Here is a 19,181-nt window from a genome sequence, read left to right as displayed (position 1 = left end):
GGCCCCCACCGCAGCCGCCGAGCCGACACGCGCCGTGCGAGCCGACACGGTATGAACCGCACGCAGCGTGTCGGCTCGGCAGAAGCGTGTCGGCTCGGCAGATGAGCATGGGCATGGGCAGGGCGGCGGCGGCGCGGTGCCGCGAACTAGACTGGAGGCCGATCCCCCGCCGGCATCCCGAGTCTTGGAGCCCAGCCGCGTGAGCACCCCTGCCCCCTCTGCCGTTGCCGACACCGTCGAGAACGCCGCCGCCACTCCCGAGCGCGAGCAGCCGTACGCCGCACTGGGCCTCAAGCCGGACGAGTACGACCGCATCCGCGAGATCCTCGGCCGCCGCCCCACCAGCGGCGAGCTGGCGATGTACTCGGTGATGTGGAGCGAGCACTGCTCCTACAAGTCGTCCAAGATCTACCTGCGCCGCTTCGGACAGAAGGTCAGCGACCAGATGCGCGAGCGCCTGATGGTCGGCATGGGGCAGAACGCGGGCGTCGTCGACGTGGGCGAGGGATGGGCGGTGACCTTCAAGGTCGAGTCGCACAACCACCCGAGCTACATCGAGCCCTTCCAGGGTGCCGCCACCGGTGTCGGCGGCATCGTCCGCGACATCATCTCGATGGGTGCCCGCCCCGTGGCTGTCATGGATCAGCTCCGCTTCGGCGCCATCGACCACCCCGACACGGCGCGCGTCGTGCACGGCGTCGTCAGCGGCATCTCGTTCTACGGCAACTGCCTCGGACTGCCCAACATCGGCGGCGAGACCGTGTTCGACTCGGTCTACCAGGGCAACCCGCTCGTCAACGCGCTCGCGGTGGGCGTGCTGCGCCACGAGGACCTCAAGCTCGCGAACGCCTCGGGCGCCGGCAACAAGGTCGTGCTGTTCGGTGCGCGCACCGGCGGCGACGGCATCGGCGGCGCGTCGATCCTCGCCTCCGACACGTTCGCCGACGGCGGCCCGACCAAGCGTCCGGCCGTGCAGGTCGGCGACCCGTTCGCCGAGAAGGTGCTCATCGAGTGCTGCCTGGAGCTGTACCGGGATGAGCTGGTCGAGGCGATCCAGGACCTGGGCGCCGCCGGCATCTCGTGCGCGACGAGCGAGCTGGCCGCCAACGGCGGCAGCGGGATGCGCGTCGACCTCGAGAACGTGCTGCTGCGCGACCCGTCGCTCACGCCCGAGGAGATCCTCATGAGCGAGAGCCAGGAGCGCATGATGGCGATCGTCGCGCCCGAGAAGCTCGACGCGTTCCTCGCCGTGGTCGACAAGTGGCAGGTCGAGACGAGCGTGCTCGGCGAGGTCACCGGCGACGGACGCCTGCAGATCTTCTGGCACGGCGAGCAGATCGTCGACGTCGACCCCTCGACCGTCGCCGTCGACGGTCCGGTCTACGAGCGCCCCGTCGCCTACCCGACGTGGATCGACGCGCTGCGCGACGACTCGGCATCCGCCCTGCCCCGCACCGACGACCCCGAGACGCTGCGCACGCAGTTCCTGCAGCTGCTGTCGAGCCCGAACCTGGCCGACACCTCGTGGATCACGAACCAGTACGACTACTACGTCATGGGGAACACGGCGCTGAGCTTCCCCGACGACGCCGGCATGATCCGCGTCGACGAGGAGTCGGGCCTGGGCTTCGCGATCGCCACCGACTGCAACGGCCGCTACTGCCAGCTCGACCCGTACGCGGGCGCGCAGCTCGCCCTCGCCGAGGCGTACCGCAACGTCGCCGTCACCGGCGCGGTGCCCACCGCCGTCACCGACTGCCTCAACTTCGGCAGCCCCGAGAACCCCGAGGTCATGTGGCAGTTCGGGCAGGCCGTCGACGGCCTCGCCGACGCGTGCTTCGAGCTCGGCGTGCCGGTCACCGGCGGCAACGTGAGCTTCTACAACCAGACCGGCGACCAGCCGATCTTCCCCACGCCGGTGGTCGGCGTGCTGGGGATCATCGACGATGTCGCCCGCCGCATCCCGTCGGGCTGGCAGGACGCCGGCGAGAACATCTACCTCCTCGGCGTGACCGCCACCGAGCTCAGCGGCTCCGCATGGGCCGGCACGGTCCACGACCACCTCGGCGGACGCCCGCCGGCGGTCGACCTCGCCCAGGAGAAGAAGCTCGCCGAGCTGATCCACGCGGCATCGCAGCAGGAGCTCGTCTCCAGCGCGCACGACCTGTCGGCAGGCGGTCTCGGCCAGGCGCTCGCCGAGGGCGTCCTGCGCTTCGGCGTCGGCGCCCGCGTGTGGCTGCGCGAGATCATGGAGCGCGACGGCGTGGATGCCGCGACCGCGCTGTTCAGCGAGTCCACGGGCCGCGTCATCGTCTCGGTGCCCCGCGAGGAGGACGTCAAGTTCCGCGGGCTCTGCGAGGGCCGCGGCTACCCCGTGCTCCGCATCGGCGTGACCGACCCGGCCGCCGACGGCGACGAGCCCGCGCTCGAGGTGCAGGACGTGTTCACGATCCCGCTGTCGCAGCTGCGCGAGACGTCGCGTGGCACGCTGCCTGCGGTCTTCGGCGATGTCATCCAGGAGGTGGGCGCATGAGCCTGTCGAAGTCGTCTCCCGAACCCGACGAGTACGCCGGCATGAACGAGGCGCGCACGCGCCGCACCCGCATCGTCGCGTGGATCGCGATCGTGTCGCTGATCCTCGTCGGCGGCGGCGCCACCGTCCTGGCCCTGCTCTTCGGCTGAGCCCCCGCCCCGTCCCCGCCGGTTCGCACGCACCGGACGCATGTCCCCTCATCGGCGGCACGTGTCCCATTTCCGGTCGTTCCTCGCCCACGCGACCGACCGGAAATGGGACACGGCGCCGCGGAGACGACCCGAGACGCCCGGTGGGGATTCAGCCATGCTGGTTAGCATGAGGACATGGACCCGCTCGTCTGGACGACGATCGCCGAGTTCTGGTGGTTGGGGCCGGCCGTGATCGGAACCGGCACCGCCGGCTGGCTCGGATGGCTGGGGCTTCGGCACCAGCGTTCCGAGCGCGCCCGGCGCCTCGCGCACGAGGCCGCCAAGCACGAGCTGCGCATCGCCCGGCAGCGCTCCGTCGCCGCCCGCGGCGCCGCCCGGGTGGCCCGCGCCGACCTCGCGCGGGTGCAGGCCGAGCGGACCGCGTCGCACGCAACCGCCGCCGATGTGGCCGCAGCGCGGCTCGAGCTGCAGTCTGCCCAGCGCGAGGCCCACGCAGCCACGGCCGCCGTGCGGGCGGGACGCGCGCGGGTGACCGCCGCACGCGCCGCACTCTCCCACGCGGCCCGCGGGGCGTCGGCGACCGAGGAGCTGCCGCTGGCCCGCCTCACCGCCGCCCACGACGCGGTGACCGCACGGTGGATGGAGTACGAGACCGATGCCGCACGGGTGCTCGCCTTCCCGGCGATGAGCGACGGCCGGCAGCCGCTGACCGCCGCGTATCTGACGGTGCGCGCGGAGGCCTCGAGTCTGCGACCGACGCCGGCGCAGGTCGCCCGATCGCAGGTGACGGCAGCGCAGTTCGCGGCGTACCGGGATGCGGTGCAGCGGCTGGAGCGCGCGTTCGACGCCGCCGAGAAGGAGGCGTGGCGCCAGGCGCGCGCGGCGGGCACCGCCCCGGCCGGCGCATCGGCACCGCCGCGCAGCACGACGGGCGACGCGCCCGCCGAACCGGGATCAGCACCCTGGTCGGTGCTCGCCCAGACGGCGGTCGCCCGTTCGACCGAGGCGCTCACCCGGGCCGCGGAGGCGGCGGCATCCGCCCTGGATGCGCGGCTGGCGTCCGCGGACGGTCGTCGGCCGTCGCCCTTTCCGCAGGCAGCTCCCCGGCCGCCGGCGCACGACCAGGACCGCGGCCCCACCGATTCCGAGGCCGCGGGCGATCCCGAGTCCGCGGGCGAACCCCGGCAGCGTCCGGGGTCCACCTCCGGCCCCGAGCCGGTCTGGCCTGTTCCGGCGCGCTCGCGGACGCGTCCCCCGACGACGGAAGGGTAGGGTCGGGCGAGTGGATCAGATCCTCACCTTCCTCGGCCACTACTGGTGGCTGGCCTTCCCGCTGATGGGCGTGGCCGGCGCCGCCGTGAAGCGCTGGGACTACCTCGCCACCCGCCGGCACAACCGGCGGCTGGAGCTGCTGCGGGTCAAGGGCGAGCTGAAGGCCGTGCAGGCCGGCCACAAGGCGGTCGCCCACTCCTCGGAACCGCAGCCGATCACGCGCCCGTCGCCGCTGCCGGACCAGCTGCAGAAGCTGTTCGAGACCCACGACGACGTCACCGCGCGCTGGCTCGAGTACGAACTCGATGTCGCCAAGCTCATCGACTATCCCGCCATGAGCGATGGTCGCCAGCCGCTCACGGCCGCGTTCCTGAAGGCGAAGAAGGTCGCCGACCGCGCGCGTCCCGCCTCGGCGTCCGCCAAGGTGACGCCCGAGCAGGTCGCCGAGTACCGCGCCGCCGTGACCGACTACGAGGTGGCGTTCGAGCTCGCCGAGCGCGACGCCCGCCGCCAGAGCACGAGCGGTCTCAGCGAGGCCGAGCGCAAGCGCCTCGCGACGGCGAAGCAGCTGCTGTCGGTCGCCGTCGACGAAGCGGCGACGCCCGCCGAGCGGCAGAGCGCGTACAAGCGCGCCCGCCGGGAGCTCGACGGCCTCATCTCCCTCTCGGACGAGGCCATCGTCGTGCTCGAGAAGAAGGTCGCCCTCGAACTCCCCGCCTCCGAGGTCCCGGCTGCCGAGGCCCCGCGAGCCGACACGTAAACGCCGAACCGACACGCTCCGCGACGTGCGGGACGTGTCGGCTCGGGCGGAGCGTGTCGGTTCGGCGAAGAGGGACGCGGCTCACGCGGTGAGCGAGTCCACCCACTCCTGGTTCTCGGTCATCCACTGGCGCACGATGTCGGTGTAGTCGGTGACGTCCTCGCCGGTGTTGTACATGACGTTCTCGAGCGAGAACAGCACCTCGGAGTCCATGCGGAACTCCGCGAGCCACTCGTTCACCTCGGGGTGATCGGTCTCGAACCCGGTGCGGGTGAAGGTGTGGATCGACTCCGCGTCGCCGAGGGTGCCCTCGGGGTCGGCGAGGTCCTTGATGTCGTACGCGTCGTAGGCCCAGTGCGGACGCCACAGCGTCACCGCGACGTTCTCGCCGGCGGCGAGCTTGCTGTCGAGCTCGGCGAGCATGGCGGGCGTCGACGAGGTGACGAAGTCCATGCCGTCGAGGCCGTAGGTCGGGATGACCTCGTCCTGCGTGGCGGCGGTGAGGCCGGCGCCCGGCTCGATGCCGATGAGGCGGTTGTCGAACTGGTCGGCCGCGGCGGCGAGGTCGCTCAGCGACTCGACGGGGGCGTCCGCGTTCACGGCGACCGTGAGCTTGGCGTCGTCGTTCCACGAGCCGAGGTCGACGATGTCGTCGCCGAACTGCTCGAAGTAGGCGGCGTGGGTCATCGGCAGCCAGCCGTCGAGCGCCACGTCGTAGTCGCCGCCCGCGACGCCCTGGAACACCGGCCCGGCGTCCGCGTACTCGAGGTCGACGTCGTAGCCCTCGTCCTCCAGGATCAGCTTCCACAGGTACGAGACGGCCTCGCCCTCGGGCCAGCCGTTGAAGACGCCGATCGTGATCTCCTTCGAGGCCGCTGCGTCGTCGCCGGTCGAACCGGCGCAGCCGGTCAGGGCGAGGGCGGCGGCGGATCCGAGCGCAAGGGTGCTCAGGAGGTGTCGCTTGTTCATGTTCTTCCTTTCCTCCCGTGTGCTGTGTCACGGGTGTGGGGAGGCCCGCAGGGATGCCACGGGCCGCCGGCGCGACGGACGGACGCGCCGGTGTTCCGGGGGGACTCAGGCGGTGGCGGGGACGACCGCGTCGGAGCGGGCGTCGCTCGCCGCACGCGCCGCGGCGACGGGGCGCCGGGAGGGGCGCCGCGATCCGAGGGCGCCGGTGAGGCGGTCGAGGATCATCGCGATCATGACGACCGCCAGACCCGCCTCGAAGCCGAGGGGGACGTTGACGGAGCTGAGCGCCTGCACGATGGGCCGCCCGAGGCCGGGCGCGCCGACCATCGAGGCGATGACCGACATCGACAGCGAGAGCATGATGATCTGGTTGATCCCCGCCATGATCGACGGCAGTGCCAGCGGCAGCTGGATCTGGCGCAGCACGCGGCCGGGCGTCGCGCCGAACGCCTGCCCGGCCTCGACGACCTCGGGGTCGACGCCGCGGATGCCGAGCTCGGTCAGCCGCACTCCGGGCGCGATCGCGAACATGATCGTCGCGACGATGCCGGGCACCACGCCGACGCTGAAGAGGAAGATCGCCGGCAGCAGGTAGACGAAGGCGGGCATCGTCTGCAGGAAGTCCAGCACGGGCCGGACCACGTGGGAGACCGTCTGCGAGCGAGCGGCCCAGATCCCGAGCGGGATCGCGATCGCCGTCGCGATCAGCACGGCGACGATGGTGAGCGCGAGCGTCAGCATCGCGTTCTCCCACTGGTCGACGGCCAGGATCACGACGAAGCCGAGCACGGTGCCGACGGCGAGCCGCCAGCCCTTCACGAGCCAGGCGGCGGCGGCGAAGACGACGATGACGGCCCAGAACGGGGGTGTCGTGAACACCCAGGCCGCGACGTCGTAGATCGACGTGAAGACCGTCGCGATCGCGTCGAACAGACCGCCGAGGTACTCCTTGAGGAAGTCGATGAGACTGCGCACCCACTGGCCGAGCGGGATGCGGATGAGCTGCTCGAACTGCTCCATCAGCGGGCACCCCTGTCCATCGCGGGCTCCGCCGGCGGCGCGGCGGCGGCCGCATCGACCAGCGTGGTGAACTCGGCGACCATGTCGATCGGCGTCTGGATGATCGGCATCTCCCGCGTGATCGCCGGCACGTTGCCGAGCGCGGCGAGGAGCGTGACGCGCGGGATCACGCCGAGCAGGCGGCGCTCGGCATCGACGACGGCCAGCGGCACGGTGGCTTCGACCGCCGTCTCGACGATGTCGGTCAGCAGGTCGTCGGGTCCGACCGTGGGCACCGACGCGTCGACGATCTCGCGGAGGTCCGTCTGCCCCGCCTTCACGGCGCGGATGACGGCGCGGTCGGTGACGACGCCGACCAGCCGGCGGTTCTCGGTCGCGAACACGGCACCGGCCTGCTGGGAGCGGAGCGTCCGCAGCGCGCCGCGCACCCCGGCGGTGAGCGGCGTGGTGAGGTGCGGCGGCTCCATCACGGAGCCGGCGGTCAGCACGCGGGCGCGATCCACGTCCTGCACGAACTGCGCGACGTAGTCGTTGGCCGGGTCGGTGAGGATCTCCTCCGGCGTGCCGTTCTGCACGATGCGGCCGTCGCGCATGACCGCGATCCGGTCGCCGAGGAACATCGCCTCGTTGAGGTCGTGCGTGATGAAGACGATGGTGCGGCCAAGCTCGCGCTGCAGCTCGACGAGCTGCTCCTGCATCTCGCGGCGGATCAGCGGGTCCAGCGCCGAGAAGGCCTCGTCCATCAGCAGGATGTCGGTGCCGGCGGTGAGGGCCCGGGCGATCCCGACCCGCTGCCGCATGCCGCCCGACAGCTCGTCGGGCATGGCGTCGGCACGGTCGCCGAGGCCGACGCGATCGAGGATCTCCTGCGCACGGCGGCGGCGCTCGGCGCGGCCGACGCCCTGGATCTCCAGCGCATACGCGGCGTTGTCGAGCACCGTGAGGTGGGGAAGGAGCGCGAAGTGCTGGAAGACCATCGACACCGACGAGCGGCGGATGTCGCGCAGCTCGGACGGCGAGGCGGCGGTGACGCTGCGTCCGCCCACGAGGACCTCGCCCGCCGTGGGCGCGAGCAGTCCGTTCAGCATGCGGATGATGGTGGACTTGCCGGAGCCCGACAGGCCCATGATGACGAAGATCTCACCGGGGTTCACGGTGAAGCCGGCGTCGATCACCGCGGCGGTGCCGACGTCGGCGATCTCGGAGCGGGACTGGCCGGCGCGTAGCCGGCGGACGCCTTCTCGGGGGTTGCGGCCGAAGACCTTGAAAAGGCCCTTCGCCTCCAATGCGGGGGTGGGTGCGATCACGTGCTTCACCTCGGCGGTCGCGCACGCGCGACAGCATCGGTTACGCCCGGGTGACGGTCACCGGCGCGACCCGCCGCGCGTCTCATCATCGGACGCGGGGGACGTCGCGCTCCGGCGACGCACATCGGGTCCGTCGCCCAGACCGCCGACCGTACGCCCGCTCGTGCGGCGTCGGAGACGCTCGGCTCGAGCAGCCGCGGACTGGTCGTCGGGGCCTCTCGGCCCTCTTTCCAACGTAACGAGCCCGAGAGCAACCCGCAAACCGAGGATGTCCCACTCTCCGCGCACCGTGTCCCACATCCGGTCGGATTCGAGGGCCGGGATCAACCGATTGTGGGACATGACTGGGGAGGGCTTGACAGCTGAGTCACTGCCGTTGCATGGTTAGTTGGTCAAGTAAGTAACCAAGGAAGCGGGATCGGATGATCGAAGAAGGTCGGGCGCTCTTCCTGCAGATCGCGGAGAGCGTGGAGGACTCGATCATCGAGGGCAGCCTGGCCGAGGAGGCGCAGGCCCCCTCGACCAACGAGCTCGCCGCCTTCCATCGCATCAATCCCGCCACGGCGGCGAAGGGAGTCGCGATGCTCACGGAGAAAGGCGTGCTCTACAAGCGGCGCGGGATCGGCATGTTCGTCTCGCCCGGCGCGCGGGAGCTGCTGCTCGGCGAGCGCCGCGCCGCCTTCGCCGACCGCTTCCTCGACCCGCTCCTGGCCGAGGCCCGCACCCTCGGCCTCACCCCCGACGACGTCGCGCGACTCCTGTCCGAGCGCGCGTCACGCACCACGACGGAAGGAACCGCACGATGACCACCGTGATCGAGGTGAAGAACCTCACCAAGCGCTACCGCGACACCCTCGCCGCCGACGACGTGAGCTTCTCCATCGAGAAGGACACGATCTACGGCCTCCTCGGCCGCAACGGCGCCGGCAAGACCACCGTGATGTCGATCCTGACGGCGCAGAACTTCGCCACGAGCGGCGAGGTGCGCGTCTTCGGAGAGCATCCCTACGAGAACGCCCGGGTGCTCCCGCGGATGTGCTTCGTCCGCGAGAGCCAGCGCTACCCCGATGACGCCACCGCGACCCACGCGCTGCGCATGGCGCGTCTCTTCTTCCCCCGGTGGAACCAGGAGCTCGCCGATCGGCTGGTGGCCGAGTTCCAGCTCCCGATGAAGAAGACGATCAAGAAGCTCTCGCGCGGTCAGCTGAGCGCCGTCGGCGTCATCATCGGCCTGGCGTCCCGGGCCGAGATCACCTTCTTCGACGAGCCGTATCTGGGCCTCGACGCGGTGGCTCGTCAGCTGTTCTACGACCGCCTGCTCGAGGACTATGCGGAGCATCCCCGCACGATCATCCTGTCGAGTCACCTGATCGACGAGGTCTCGAACCTCCTCGAGCGCGTGATCGTCATCGACAAGGGCCGGATCCTCATGGACGAGGAGACCGACGCCGTCCGCGGCCGCGCCGCCAACATCGTCGGCGACACCGCACGGGTGGAGTCGTTCGTCGCCGGTCGCGAGGTGATCCATCGAGAGAGCCTCGGCCGGGTGACGTCGGTGACCGTCCTCGGCGAGCTGACCGACGCCGATCGCGCCCGCGTCGCCGCCGAAGGGCTCGACATCGCGCCCGTCTCGCTGCAGCAGCTCATCGTCCGCACCACCCAGCACGCCGACACCGCGCAGCCCGCGGCAGCGGAAGGAGTCCTGTGATGAACCGCACCTGGAACGTCGTACGTCTGCAGCTGATCAACAAGCAGACCTACGTGTGGGTGCCGCTGATCGTGCTCGCGGGTTCGTTCGTCCTCACGCTGCTGATCTGGTCGATGGTGCCGTTCGGGGGCCAGAAGTACAGCGGCGGCGCGCAGGCCGTGTACTGGTACTTCGGCGTCGTGGGCGTGCAGGCGCTGACGCTGACCTTCCCGTTCTCGCAGGCGATGAGCGTCACGCGCCGGGAGTACTTCTTCGGCACCACGCTCACCGCGATCCTCACCTCGGCACTGCTGGCGTCGATCTATGTGGGGGGCGCCTTCGTCGAGCGCGCCACCGGCGGCTGGGGCATGGAGGGCTACTTCTTCTCGATCGGCTGGATCTGGGATGCGGGACCGGCCGCGGCATGGCTGCTGTACTTCGCCGTCCCGATGCTGTTCTTCATGATCGGGTTCGGCTCCGCGACCTTCTACAAGCGCTTCGGCAGCGTCGGGCTCACGGTGCTGCTCGTCGGCATCGGCCTGTCGCTGGTGGGAGTGGGGTGGCTGATCGGACGCGCGGACGGCTGGCCGGCGGTCGGGGCATGGATCGCCACCCAGGGGACGGCGGGCATCGCCGCGTGGACGCTGGTGGTCGCCGTCGTCGTCGGTGCGCTGTCGTTCGCGCCGCTCCGCCGGGCGACACCCTGACCGACCGGGACGCCGACCGCGGCCGGGCGCGTCAGTCGCGTCCGGCCGCCGCCGTGTGATGGCGGATGACCTCGGCGACGACGAAGTTGAACCACTTCTCGGCGAACTCGGGATCGAGGTCGGCGTCGATGGCCAGGCGTCGCAGGCGCGCGATCTGCTGCTCCTCGCGGGCGGGATCGGAGGCCGGCATCCCGTGCTCGGCCTTGAGCACGCCGACCTGCTTCGTGCAGCGGAACCGCTCCGCGAGCAGGAAGATGAGCGCGGCGTCGACGTTGTCGATGCTGGCGCGCAGGCTCTGCAGGCGAGCGGCGGCCTGGGTCGTGTCGTCGGTCATGGTTCCTCCCCGCCCGACCCTACCGCCACGCGCCGCGCAGGAGCCGATGCACCCGGCGGGGAGCCGCCCCTAGAGTGTGACCATGACCGAAGCTCCCCGGGATCCGGGCCGTGTCCCGCGCCGCGCCGCGCGCCGCCGGGCGAAGGCGGCCGATGCTCCCGCCCCCCGCGCCTCGGCCGTGACTCCCGCCGACCCGTCCCTCTCGCCGGCCGAGCCGATCCGCTCCGTGGGCGCGATCCTGCAGCGGCCCTTCGCGGTCGGCTTCCTGCTGGTGCTCGGGGGCCTGCTCGCCGTCGGCCTCTCGTCGGCCTTCGCCGACCTGGCGACCATCTGGATCTACATCGCGTTCGCGCTGTTCGCCGCGCTCGGGCTCGATCCGATCGTGCGGCGGCTGGAGCAGCGGGGCATCGGTCGCACGTGGGGCATCGTCATCGTCTACTTCGTGTTCGCCCTGGTGATGGTGGGCGTGCTGTGGCTCATCATCCCCACCGTGGTCGGGCAGATCGCGCAGTTCATCCGCGACCTGCCCTCGACGGTCGCCGGGTTCCAGCGCACGGAGTTCTATCTGTGGGCACGCGATCAGTTCGGCGACCAGGTGCCGGCGCTGCTCAGCGAGATCCAGCGCTTCCTGAGCGACCCTTCCCACATCGCCGCGATCGGCGGGGGTGTCCTGCAGGTCGGCATCTCGATCGGCACCACCATCTCGGGGATCATCATCATCATCGTGCTGAGCCTGTACTTCCTGGCGTCGCTGCCCGAGATGAAGCGCGCGCTGAACCGCCTGGTGCCGGCACGCAACCGTGCGCTGACCGCCGAGCTCACCGAGGAGATCACGGCCTCGGTCGGCGGCTACCTCGGCGGCATGGTCATCCTGGCGCTGCTGAACTCGATCACGACGTTCATCCTCTACTCGGTGCTCGGGCTGCCCTTCCCGCTGCTGCTGGCGGTGGTCGCGTTCTGCATCACGATCATCCCCCTCGTGGGAACGGTGCTGTTCTGGGGCATCGGCTCGGTGGTGGCGCTGTTCACCAGTCCGCTGTCGGCCCTGGTGTTCGCGGGGGTGTACCTCGTCTACATGCAGCTCGAGGCATACGTGGCCACGCCGCGCGTGATGAACAAGACGATCTCGGTGCCGGGCTCGCTCGTCGTGATCGGCGCACTCGTCGGCGGCACCCTCATGGGCCTGCTCGGCGCCCTCATCGCGATCCCGGTCACGGCGTCCATCCTCCTCATCATCAAGAAGGTGTGGATCCCGCGCCAGGACGCGAAGATCTAGCCGCCGGCGGCGCACCGCTCCCACGGGTCGGCGACGCGTCGGGCCCGCTCAGGCGCGATCGGGCAGTAGGCAGCTCGGCGACGGGGTGGCGACCCGGTGACGGACGCGGCCGGGCACTCCGGTCCGCTCGTCGAGTCCGAGCGAGGCCACCTCGTCGGAGCGCTGACCGGCCACGAGCAGGGTGTCGCGGGCGATGACGTGGTGGCGCGGCCAGGTGACCCCCGCCTCCACGAGCGCGACCGGCGACAGCTCGGCACCGGCCCCGCGCACCCGCAGGGTGGCGATCGTGTCGGATCCCCGGAGCCCGACGTAGACGAATCCGGCGTCGCGCGACAGGGCGATCTCGGCGGCGAAGTCGGCGCCCGGGACGGCCGCCGCGGTCAGGGGCGTGCCGCCGACGACGCGCCAGCCGTGCCCGTCGCGGGGCGGCGAGAGCACGAACACCTCGTGGGACAGCTCGGTGACGACGTACAGATGGCCGCTGGGGTGCCACACGGTGTGACGCGGCCCGGAGCCGAACGGCAGTACGATCCGGTCGACCTCGCGGAGCCCGTCGCCGGCGGCGTGCCAGAAGCGCACCTGGTCGAGGCCCATGTCGGTGGTGACCAGGGTCCGCGCGCCGACGAAGCGCCCCTGGTGCGCCCGCGACACCCGCTCCTCGGCCCCATGTCGATCCCCGGCCCCGCGTCGATCCCCGGCCCCATGTCGATCCCCGACCCCGCCGAAGCCCTCGACCCCGCCGAAGCCCTCGAGCCCGTCGACGCCCTCGAGCCCGTCGAAAGGTCCCTGCCGGAACATGCCGTCCTCGGCATCCAGGTCCTCGCGGGGCTCGACGACCCGCGCCGACACCGGGGCGCCCTCGGCGTCCAACGCCATCCGCACCACCCGTCCGTCTCCCCAGCACGAGGCGACCAGCCACGCGCCCGACGGGTCCACCGCGACGTGGCAGACCAGCGGGCCCGCTTCGACCGGTCGCCCGAGCGGGGCGAAGGATGCGGGTCCGGTGCGGCGGAACGCCTGCACCGTGCCGTCGCCCTCGCGGGCGGCGTAGATCACGTCCAGCGTCGGATGCCACGCCAGCCACGACGGCGAGCCCCCGATGCGGACGGCGTCGGCGCGCACCGACAGCTGCCCGCCGGCGAGCGGTCCGTCCGGGTCGCCCGCGTCGAGCACCCCGATGCCCGCGGCCGCGCCGTCGCCGTCGTCCGTGTACGCGCCCAGAAAGAAGCGCACGCGTCAGTCGATGAGGTCGTGTCGCACGATCACGGCGTCGCGCGCGGCGCCGACGCCGATGACCGAGATGCGAGTGCCGCTCATCGCCTCGAGCGCGAGCACGTAGTCCTGGGCCTCCAGCGGCAGGTCCTCGAAGGTGCGCGCACCGGAGATGTCGGCCTTCCAGCCGGGGAAGTACTCCAGGATCGGCTTCGCGTGGTGGAAGTCGCTCTGGTTGACGGGCACCTCGTCGAAGCGCTGCCCGTCGACGTCGTAGGCGACGCACACCGGGATCTCGTCGAGCCCGGTGAGGATGTCGAGCTTGGTCAGCACGAGATCGGTGATGCCGTTCACGCGCGTCGCATACCGGGTGATCGGGGCGTCGTACCAGCCGACGCGGCGCGGGCGACCGGTCGTCGTGCCGAACTCGAACCCGCGCGTGCGCAGCCACTCGCCCTGGTCGTCGAACAGCTCCGTCGGGAAGGGACCCGAGCCGACGCGCGTCGTGTAGGCCTTGACGATCCCGACGATCCGGTCGAGGCGGTTCGGTCCCACCCCCGAGCCGGTCGCCGCGCCGCCGGCGGTGGCCGACGACGACGTCACGAACGGGTAGGTGCCGTGGTCGACGTCGAGCATGGTGGCCTGGCCGCCCTCGAAGACGACGACGTCGCCGGCGTCGAGGGCCTCGTGCAGCAGCAGGCCGGTGTCGCACACCATCGGACGCAGCCGGTCGGCGTACGACAGGAGGTCCTCGACGATCTCGTCGACGCTGATCGCGCGGCGATTGAAGACCTTCACGAGCAGGTGGTTCTTCTGGTCGAGGGCGCCCTCGACCTTCTGGCGCAGGATGTTCTCGTCGAAGAGGTCCTGGATGCGGATGCCGACGCGGTTGATCTTGTCGGCGTAGCTCGGGCCGATGCCGCGGCCGGTGGTGCCGATCATCCGCTTGCCGAGGAAGCGCTCGGTCACCTTGTCGAGGGTGCGGTGGTACTGGGTGATGACGTGCGCGTTGGCGCTCACCTTGAGTCGCGAGATGTCGACCCCGCGGGCGGCGAGCGCGGACAGCTCGGCGAAGAGCACTTCGAGGTCGATGACCACGCCGTTGCCGATCACCGCGTTCACCCCCGGGGAGAGGATGCCGGAGGGCAGCAGGTGCAGGGCGTACTTCTCGTCGCCGATGACGACGGTGTGCCCGGCGTTGTTGCCGCCATTGAACTTGACGACCCAGTCGGTCCGCTCACCGAGGAGGTCGGTGGCCTTGCCCTTGCCCTCGTCCCCCCACTGGACTCCGACGATGACGATGCCTGGCATGGATGCTCCCCCGTGGATGGACGGTGAGTCCCCATTCTATCGAGTGCTCCCCGATACACCCCGACACCCGGTAGCCTCCCTTCATGCGCTCCCCGGCATTCACGACGACGTGGTCGATCCTGCGGCTCGTGATGGGCCTCGTCATCGTCGCCGCCGTGGTCACCCAGCTGGTGGCATCGGTCGCCACGACGGTCGAGCTGGGCCGCGATCTCGGCACCGTGATCGCCAACTTCTTCAGCTTCTTCACGATCCTCTCCAACGTGCTCGCGGCGTCGGTGCTGCTGTGGGCGGGGATCGACGCGCGACGGCGCGACCGGACGGCCGTCGAGAGCCCGGCCCTCGCGACGGCTCTGGCGTGCGCCACCACGGCGATGATCATCACCGGGATCGTCTACAACCTGCTCCTGCGCGGCATCACCCTGCCGCAGGGGAGCGAGCCCGTGCCCTGGTCGAACGAGGTGCTGCACCTGATCGGCCCGCTGTTCCTGCTCCTCGACCTGCTGTTCGGCCCGCGTCGGCGCGATCTGCCGTGGCGGTCGGTGCTCGTGGTGCTGGCCTTCCCGCTCGTATGGGTGACGTACACGCTCCTGCGCGGGCCGCTCGTGACCAACCCGGCGACGGGCGACCCGTGGTGGTACCCGTATCCGTTCCTCAACCCCAACAACCCCGGCGGGTGGCCGTCCGTGCTCGTGTACATCGCGGGCATCTCGATCGCGTTCGTCGCGGTCGGCGCGTTCACCGTCTGGATCGGCCGGCGGCGCGCCGCTGCGGCGGAATCCGTCACCATCACCTCCTGACGAGCGGGCGCGCCCGCGTCCAGCGACGACGAGCCCGCAGTCGGCGCCCGCTGGGTGCAGCATGTCCGCCCCCGGATGGCCACGACACCCAGTAACCGCTCTTGTGGCCCTCGCCGCGATCGCCACCATGACGGACATGGATACTCGCTACAGCGCTGCCGATCGGTTCCTTTGACTCAGCGCGCTTCCGCTAGGGTTCGCTGACCGCGCCGAGATCCGCAGGTTTATGGCCGCCCCAACCGCCTAACCCCGTCGCCGCGGAGTACCAACGGTCGCGACGCGCGCGCCACCAAAAGGAGGAACGGCCTCTCCCGAAGGAGGGGCCGTTCCTCACGCAAGGGTCACATCAGGACTAGCTCTCGCACCTCTCCCTTGACAGGGTCGGCTGTCTGGATGCGGTGACCACTTCGACGCTCGTCGTCGATGAAGTTGTAAAGCGAGATCGCTCGACGGACGACCTCGGTTAGCGATACACCCTGCTCCTCCGAGAGCTTCTTGAGTGCATCGGCCGTTGCTGCGTTGAGGTTCACGTTGAGGCGAACAATCTCAGTGTTCACGTCGGTCCGTGTGCTGGCAGCCATGGATGGTACTTCCTTCCCTCGCTCCTGAGAGTCAGTGTGCGTTTGTATTTGATTGTCGGCGCCGCCGTCTAGGTACGACGAAGTTGCCACGCAATGAGAGGCGAGGCGGTCTCGACGTCTCCCGGTATTGGTCGTCGGGGTGGCGGCGTTTCTAGTTCACTGTGGGGCGTCTAGCTCGGGTCAGGTAGGGAGTAGCTCCTGACTTATGACCACTGTACAGCACATTTGGCGCCGAAAGCGTGTATGCCATGCGCAAAGTTTACGCACTTGAAGCGTGTGCAAGGCACCTCCCTACTGTAGAGTGGACGGAAAGGGGAGAACCATGACCATCGACTGAGCTGACAGGAGTAAGACATGAACGCGGATGATCCCGCATCGCATCCGGACTCGATCCAGGGACCCGACCCGGGCGTGATCGCAGAACTGGCCACCTACATGGCGCGAAACAGCGTCAACCGTCTCGAAGTTCGCCTTGAGGATCTCCCCGAAGCCTTTGCTTGGAGGGAGCGAACGACTGTGGTGGAGCGGGCATCTCTCACAGACGACTCCGTGCCGTCGGACCTTGGCATCGACGGCGTGTTCTACATCACTCGTGTCTGCTGAGTCTGGACTCGAGTCGGGCGACATCACGGAGGCTGGCGATCCATATGGCGCGCCGGCACTCTCGGTGCGGTATCTCGAAGATGACTCGCTGCCCGCAGGTGACGGCCTCGTTCCGCAACACACTCGCAAGTTCGACCCGAAAGAGCACAAAGCTAAGACGCGCAAGATGCTGGCGCTCTCGGCTCTCGGCGTGCTCGCCCTCTTCCACGTAGGTCTCGTCACCTTGCTGGCCTGCGACGTCATCGAGCTGGATGAGCTCATCGGCATCATTGCGGCGTCATCAGGTCTGCAAGCCCTGACCGCCGTCGCCTTCGCCTTCTATTTCGCCAAGTCCTGAGAGACGTACGACGCAACCCGAGGCGCGGACTGACTCTGAAGCGCCAAGGAGCTGGCGCTGTCGTCGGTGGAGTTGCGAGCGACCGTTTCTGACGCGACGCAGAGCTGCCGTTAGCAGCGATCACCCCTCGCTGGGGCGGGCCCGCCAGGTCCTCGAGGCGCCGATGGTTTAGCCGCGTAGCGCGTCCACTTAGCTGCCCGAGCTCGAGAAGCCCGGTGAGTGCTCCCGAAGCCCCACGCAATCCTCTTCGCGGCGTCGTAGTCGAAGGCCCGAGGCAGCCAACGCATTACACAAACCGTGTGAGCTGGTCTGCCTCGAGGAATGAGCTCGGCAGGTGGGTCGCGAACGACAGCCCCTCCGTGTGGGTCATCGTTACGCACTCGCTTGGGGTTGGTCATCTGCTTACCTGCCCCTGGTACACACCCGTGGCGGATCGGCCGGCGGCGCGCCGCTGCGGCGGAGCCGGTCACAGTCACCTCCTGACGCACGGGCGCACCCGCGTCCAGCGGCAACGACACAGGGCGTAACAGCGATTCGCCGATGGCGCCGGTGCCCCGCAAGACTCGGAGCACGCGTCGACGCTCCACCGGGCGCGCCCCCCAGCAGAGAGGCCTGCCCGCGTGATTGCGCTCGAACACGTGTCCAAGCGATACGGCGGTGTCGCCGCGGTCGACGACGTGTCGCTGACGATCCCGACCGGAGAGATCTTCGGCATCGTCGGCCAGAGCGGGGCGGGCAAGAGCACCCTCGCGCGCCTCGTGAACCTCATCGAGCGTCCGGATGCCGGCACGGTCACCGTCGACGGCGCCGAGCTCACCGCCCTGGGCGAGGGCGAGCTACGCGCCGCCCGCCGCCGGATCGGCATGGTCTTCCAGCGCTTCAACCTGCTCGGGAGCCGCACTGTGCGCGGAAACGTCGAGCTCGCTCTGGAGCTCGACGGCACGCCGCGCGCCGAGCGCCGCGAGCGCGCGCTCGAGATGCTCGACCTCGTCGGCCTCAGCCACCGCGCCGACGCCTCGGTCCACGAGCTGTCCGGCGGTCAGCAGCAGCGCGTCGGGATCGCCCGCGCGCTGGCGGCGCGTCCGCGCGTGCTCCTGTCCGACGAGGCGACGAGCGCGCTCGACCCCGAGACGACGGCATCCATCCTCGAGCTGTACCGCCGCATCAACGCCGAGCTCGGCCTCACCGTGCTGCTGATCACGCACGAGATGGACGTCGTCAAGGCGGTGTGCGACTCGGCGGCGCTCGTCGAGGCCGGCCGCGTCGTGGAGAGCGGACGTCTCGTCGATCTCATCCGCACCCCGGGCTCCCGGCTCACCGCGCAGCTGTTCCCGCTGGGTCCCATCCCCGACTCGGTCCCCGCCGAGGCGACGGTCATCGACATCACCTTCGCCGGCGGGACCGCCGACCGCCCCGTCATCGCGCAGCTCGCCCGGGACCACGGCCTGGACGTGTCGATCCTCGGTGCGCTGATCGAGCGCATCGGCGGCACGCAGGCGGGACGCACGAGGCTGGAGGTGCCGGGCGCGGCGGCCTCCGCCGTCGTCGCCGACCTCCGCGGTCAGGGCCTGCTCGTCGAGGTCCTGCGGACGGGGGCGGTGGCATGAACGATCAGCTGTTCTCCGTGCTCCTGGTCGCCACGGGCCAGACCCTCTACATGGTCGGGTTCGCGCTGCTGGCGACCGTCATCGTCGGCCTGCCGCTCGGGGTCGTCCTCGTCGGCACGGAGCAGGGCCGGTTCCTCGAGGCGCCGTTCGGGTCGAGGCGGCTCGGGATCGTGATCAACAGGCTGCTCGACTTCATCGTGAACCTCGGCCGGTCTGTGCCGTTCATCATCCTCATGGTCGCGCTGATCCCGTTCACGCGGGTCGTGGTGGGCACCTTCATCGGGCCGACGGCGGCCATCGTCCCGCTCTCGGTGGTGGCGATCCCGTTCTTCGCGCGCATGGTCGAGATCGCGATCAAGGAGGTAGACCCGGGCCTCCTCGAGGTGGCCTCCTCTCTCGGCGCCAATCGCTGGCAGCTCGTGACGAAGGTGCTGCTGCCCGAGGCCGCACCGCCGATGCTGCTGGGCCTGTCGACCACGGTCACCTCGATCATCAACTTCTCGGCCATGGTCGGCACCGTCGCCGGCGGGGGCCTCGGCGACGTCGCCATCCGCTACGGCTACCAGCAGTACAGCTGGATCCACATCGTCTCGGTCATCGTGATCATCTTCGCGATCGTCATGATCCTGCAGTCGCTCGCCACCTGGGGCGCCCGTCGCCTCGCCCGGCGCACGCCCCGTTCCACCACGCCCGCCGCGACCGCGGCATTCTGAGAG

General features: G+C 70.2%; 20 protein-coding genes. 13 read left to right on the top strand and 7 right to left on the bottom strand.

From position 1 onward, the window contains the following. Positions 1–199: 199 nt before the first annotated feature. The 4 genes from purL to ACPWUT_RS00385 all read left to right on the top strand — a co-directional run bounded on the left by purL (position 200) and on the right by ACPWUT_RS00385 (position 4,717). On the top strand, positions 200–2,533 hold the full coding sequence (gene purL / locus ACPWUT_RS00400) for a phosphoribosylformylglycinamidine synthase subunit PurL (protein ID WP_425839437.1): 2,334 nt from the start codon (positions 200–202) through the stop codon (positions 2,531–2,533). Further along, positions 2,530–2,682, top strand: a complete 153-nt coding sequence (locus tag ACPWUT_RS00395; RefSeq protein ID WP_284528504.1) for a hypothetical protein — start codon at positions 2,530–2,532, stop codon at positions 2,680–2,682. Before purL ends, ACPWUT_RS00395 begins: the two co-directional genes overlap by 4 nt. A 177-nt stretch (positions 2,683–2,859) precedes the next feature. Then, positions 2,860–3,957, top strand: a complete 1,098-nt coding sequence (locus ACPWUT_RS00390; protein WP_425839434.1) for a hypothetical protein — start codon at positions 2,860–2,862, stop codon at positions 3,955–3,957. Between the two features lie 10 nt (positions 3,958–3,967). After that, complete coding sequence (locus tag ACPWUT_RS00385; protein ID WP_284528502.1) at positions 3,968–4,717, top strand: hypothetical protein; 750 nt, start codon at positions 3,968–3,970, stop codon at positions 4,715–4,717. Between the two features lie 81 nt (positions 4,718–4,798). Here ACPWUT_RS00385 and ACPWUT_RS00380 read toward each other — a convergent pair whose 3' ends face one another. The 3 genes from ACPWUT_RS00380 to ACPWUT_RS00370 all read right to left on the bottom strand — a co-directional run bounded on the left by ACPWUT_RS00380 (position 4,799) and on the right by ACPWUT_RS00370 (position 8,013). Further along, positions 4,799–5,686, bottom strand: coding sequence for a glycine betaine ABC transporter substrate-binding protein (locus ACPWUT_RS00380; RefSeq protein WP_284528501.1), 888 nt, complete (start codon positions 5,684–5,686; stop codon positions 4,799–4,801). 105 nt (positions 5,687–5,791) lie between these two features. Then, positions 5,792–6,706, bottom strand: coding sequence for an ABC transporter permease (locus ACPWUT_RS00375; protein WP_425839429.1), 915 nt, complete (start codon positions 6,704–6,706; stop codon positions 5,792–5,794). Further along, entirely contained in the window at positions 6,706–8,013 is a 1,308-nt protein-coding gene (locus ACPWUT_RS00370; protein ID WP_425839426.1) for a quaternary amine ABC transporter ATP-binding protein, read from the bottom strand. The genes ACPWUT_RS00375 and ACPWUT_RS00370 overlap by 1 nt, the downstream gene beginning before the upstream one ends. A gap of 422 nt (positions 8,014–8,435) precedes the next feature. Between ACPWUT_RS00370 and ACPWUT_RS00365 the strand changes: the two genes are divergently transcribed. Genes ACPWUT_RS00365 through ACPWUT_RS00355 form a run of 3 tightly spaced genes read left to right on the top strand, consistent with a single transcriptional unit; the run spans position 8,436 to position 10,407 of the window. Next, positions 8,436–8,819 carry a GntR family transcriptional regulator gene (locus ACPWUT_RS00365; RefSeq protein WP_425839423.1) on the top strand — a complete coding sequence of 128 codons (384 nt, stop codon included), beginning with the start codon at positions 8,436–8,438 and terminating at the stop codon, positions 8,817–8,819. After that, on the top strand, positions 8,816–9,721 hold the full coding sequence (locus ACPWUT_RS00360) for an ABC transporter ATP-binding protein (RefSeq protein WP_425839420.1): 906 nt from the start codon (positions 8,816–8,818) through the stop codon (positions 9,719–9,721). The genes ACPWUT_RS00365 and ACPWUT_RS00360 overlap by 4 nt, the downstream gene beginning before the upstream one ends. Beyond that, a complete protein-coding gene (locus ACPWUT_RS00355; RefSeq protein ID WP_284528496.1) occupies positions 9,721–10,407 on the top strand; it encodes a hypothetical protein in 687 nt (228 codons plus the stop codon). Before ACPWUT_RS00360 ends, ACPWUT_RS00355 begins: the two co-directional genes overlap by 1 nt. A 31-nt stretch (positions 10,408–10,438) precedes the next feature. Here the strand turns inward: ACPWUT_RS00355 and ACPWUT_RS00350 are convergent, their stop codons facing one another. Further along, a complete protein-coding gene (locus ACPWUT_RS00350; RefSeq protein WP_425839417.1) occupies positions 10,439–10,741 on the bottom strand; it encodes a chorismate mutase in 303 nt (100 codons plus the stop codon). Positions 10,742–10,823: 82 nt separating this feature from the next. Between ACPWUT_RS00350 and ACPWUT_RS00345 the strand changes: the two genes are divergently transcribed. Further along, a complete protein-coding gene (locus tag ACPWUT_RS00345) occupies positions 10,824–12,017 on the top strand; it encodes an AI-2E family transporter (protein ID WP_284528495.1) in 1,194 nt (397 codons plus the stop codon). A gap of 48 nt (positions 12,018–12,065) precedes the next feature. On the opposite strand, the gene ACPWUT_RS00340 is transcribed toward ACPWUT_RS00345, so the two are convergent. Both ACPWUT_RS00340 and ACPWUT_RS00335 read right to left on the bottom strand, forming a co-directional pair. Next, positions 12,066–13,250, bottom strand: a complete 1,185-nt coding sequence (locus ACPWUT_RS00340; RefSeq protein WP_425839413.1) for a lactonase family protein — start codon at positions 13,248–13,250, stop codon at positions 12,066–12,068. Between the two features lie 3 nt (positions 13,251–13,253). After that, on the bottom strand, positions 13,254–14,540 hold the full coding sequence (locus ACPWUT_RS00335) for an adenylosuccinate synthase (protein WP_284528493.1): 1,287 nt from the start codon (positions 14,538–14,540) through the stop codon (positions 13,254–13,256). An 83-nt stretch (positions 14,541–14,623) separates the two neighbouring features. Here ACPWUT_RS00335 and ACPWUT_RS00330 point away from each other — a divergent pair, with 83 nt between their 5' ends. Further along, positions 14,624–15,337, top strand: a complete 714-nt coding sequence (locus ACPWUT_RS00330) for a Pr6Pr family membrane protein (protein WP_425839410.1) — start codon at positions 14,624–14,626, stop codon at positions 15,335–15,337. Positions 15,338–15,678: 341 nt separating this feature from the next. Here the strand turns inward: ACPWUT_RS00330 and ACPWUT_RS00325 are convergent, their stop codons facing one another. Beyond that, entirely contained in the window at positions 15,679–15,918 is a 240-nt protein-coding gene (locus ACPWUT_RS00325; protein ID WP_425839407.1) for a ribbon-helix-helix protein, CopG family, read from the bottom strand. Positions 15,919–16,272: 354 nt separating this feature from the next. On the opposite strand from ACPWUT_RS00325, the gene ACPWUT_RS00320 reads away from it, so the two are divergent. The 4 genes from ACPWUT_RS00320 (at position 16,273) to ACPWUT_RS00305 (ending at position 19,178) form a co-directional block, all read left to right on the top strand. Beyond that, positions 16,273–16,521, top strand: coding sequence for a hypothetical protein (locus tag ACPWUT_RS00320; RefSeq protein ID WP_425839404.1), 249 nt, complete (start codon positions 16,273–16,275; stop codon positions 16,519–16,521). After that, a complete protein-coding gene (locus ACPWUT_RS00315) occupies positions 16,511–16,858 on the top strand; it encodes a hypothetical protein (protein ID WP_425839401.1) in 348 nt (115 codons plus the stop codon). Before ACPWUT_RS00320 ends, ACPWUT_RS00315 begins: the two co-directional genes overlap by 11 nt. Before the next feature lie 620 nt (positions 16,859–17,478). After that, on the top strand, positions 17,479–18,465 hold the full coding sequence (locus ACPWUT_RS00310) for a methionine ABC transporter ATP-binding protein (RefSeq protein WP_425839398.1): 987 nt from the start codon (positions 17,479–17,481) through the stop codon (positions 18,463–18,465). Continuing rightward, positions 18,462–19,178 (top strand): methionine ABC transporter permease, encoded by a 717-nt coding sequence (locus ACPWUT_RS00305; RefSeq protein WP_284528490.1) that lies wholly within the window; start codon positions 18,462–18,464, stop codon positions 19,176–19,178. Before ACPWUT_RS00310 ends, ACPWUT_RS00305 begins: the two co-directional genes overlap by 4 nt. Positions 19,179–19,181: the final 3 nt, after the last annotated feature.

The organism is Microbacterium sp. PA5 (assembly GCF_049860775.1).
In the GTDB taxonomy this organism is placed as follows: domain Bacteria; phylum Actinomycetota; class Actinomycetes; order Actinomycetales; family Microbacteriaceae; genus Microbacterium.
This window is presented reverse-complemented; position numbering and strand designations above follow the sequence as displayed.

Excerpts from the sequence above, each read along its gene's own strand:
- ACPWUT_RS00395 (WP_284528504.1), top strand. The coding sequence starts at position 2,530 with ATGAGCCTGTCGAAGTCGTCTCCCGAACCCGACGAGTACGCCGGCATG.
- ACPWUT_RS00335 (WP_284528493.1), bottom strand. The coding sequence starts at position 14,540 with ATGCCAGGCATCGTCATCGTCGGAGTCCAGTGGGGGGACGAGGGCAAG.
- ACPWUT_RS00330 (WP_425839410.1), top strand. The coding sequence starts at position 14,624 with ATGCGCTCCCCGGCATTCACGACGACGTGGTCGATCCTGCGGCTCGTG.
- ACPWUT_RS00325 (WP_425839407.1), bottom strand. The coding sequence starts at position 15,918 with ATGGCTGCCAGCACACGGACCGACGTGAACACTGAGATTGTTCGCCTC.
- ACPWUT_RS00350 (WP_425839417.1), bottom strand. The coding sequence starts at position 10,741 with ATGACCGACGACACGACCCAGGCCGCCGCTCGCCTGCAGAGCCTGCGC.
- ACPWUT_RS00305 (WP_284528490.1), top strand. The coding sequence starts at position 18,462 with ATGAACGATCAGCTGTTCTCCGTGCTCCTGGTCGCCACGGGCCAGACC.
- ACPWUT_RS00380 (WP_284528501.1), bottom strand. The coding sequence starts at position 5,686 with ATGAACAAGCGACACCTCCTGAGCACCCTTGCGCTCGGATCCGCCGCC.
- ACPWUT_RS00355 (WP_284528496.1), top strand. The coding sequence starts at position 9,721 with ATGAACCGCACCTGGAACGTCGTACGTCTGCAGCTGATCAACAAGCAG.
- ACPWUT_RS00390 (WP_425839434.1), top strand. The coding sequence starts at position 2,860 with ATGGACCCGCTCGTCTGGACGACGATCGCCGAGTTCTGGTGGTTGGGG.
- ACPWUT_RS00365 (WP_425839423.1), top strand. The coding sequence starts at position 8,436 with ATGATCGAAGAAGGTCGGGCGCTCTTCCTGCAGATCGCGGAGAGCGTG.
- ACPWUT_RS00320 (WP_425839404.1), top strand. The coding sequence starts at position 16,273 with ATGAACGCGGATGATCCCGCATCGCATCCGGACTCGATCCAGGGACCC.
- ACPWUT_RS00345 (WP_284528495.1), top strand. The coding sequence starts at position 10,824 with ATGACCGAAGCTCCCCGGGATCCGGGCCGTGTCCCGCGCCGCGCCGCG.
- ACPWUT_RS00360 (WP_425839420.1), top strand. The coding sequence starts at position 8,816 with ATGACCACCGTGATCGAGGTGAAGAACCTCACCAAGCGCTACCGCGAC.
- ACPWUT_RS00375 (WP_425839429.1), bottom strand. The coding sequence starts at position 6,706 with ATGGAGCAGTTCGAGCAGCTCATCCGCATCCCGCTCGGCCAGTGGGTG.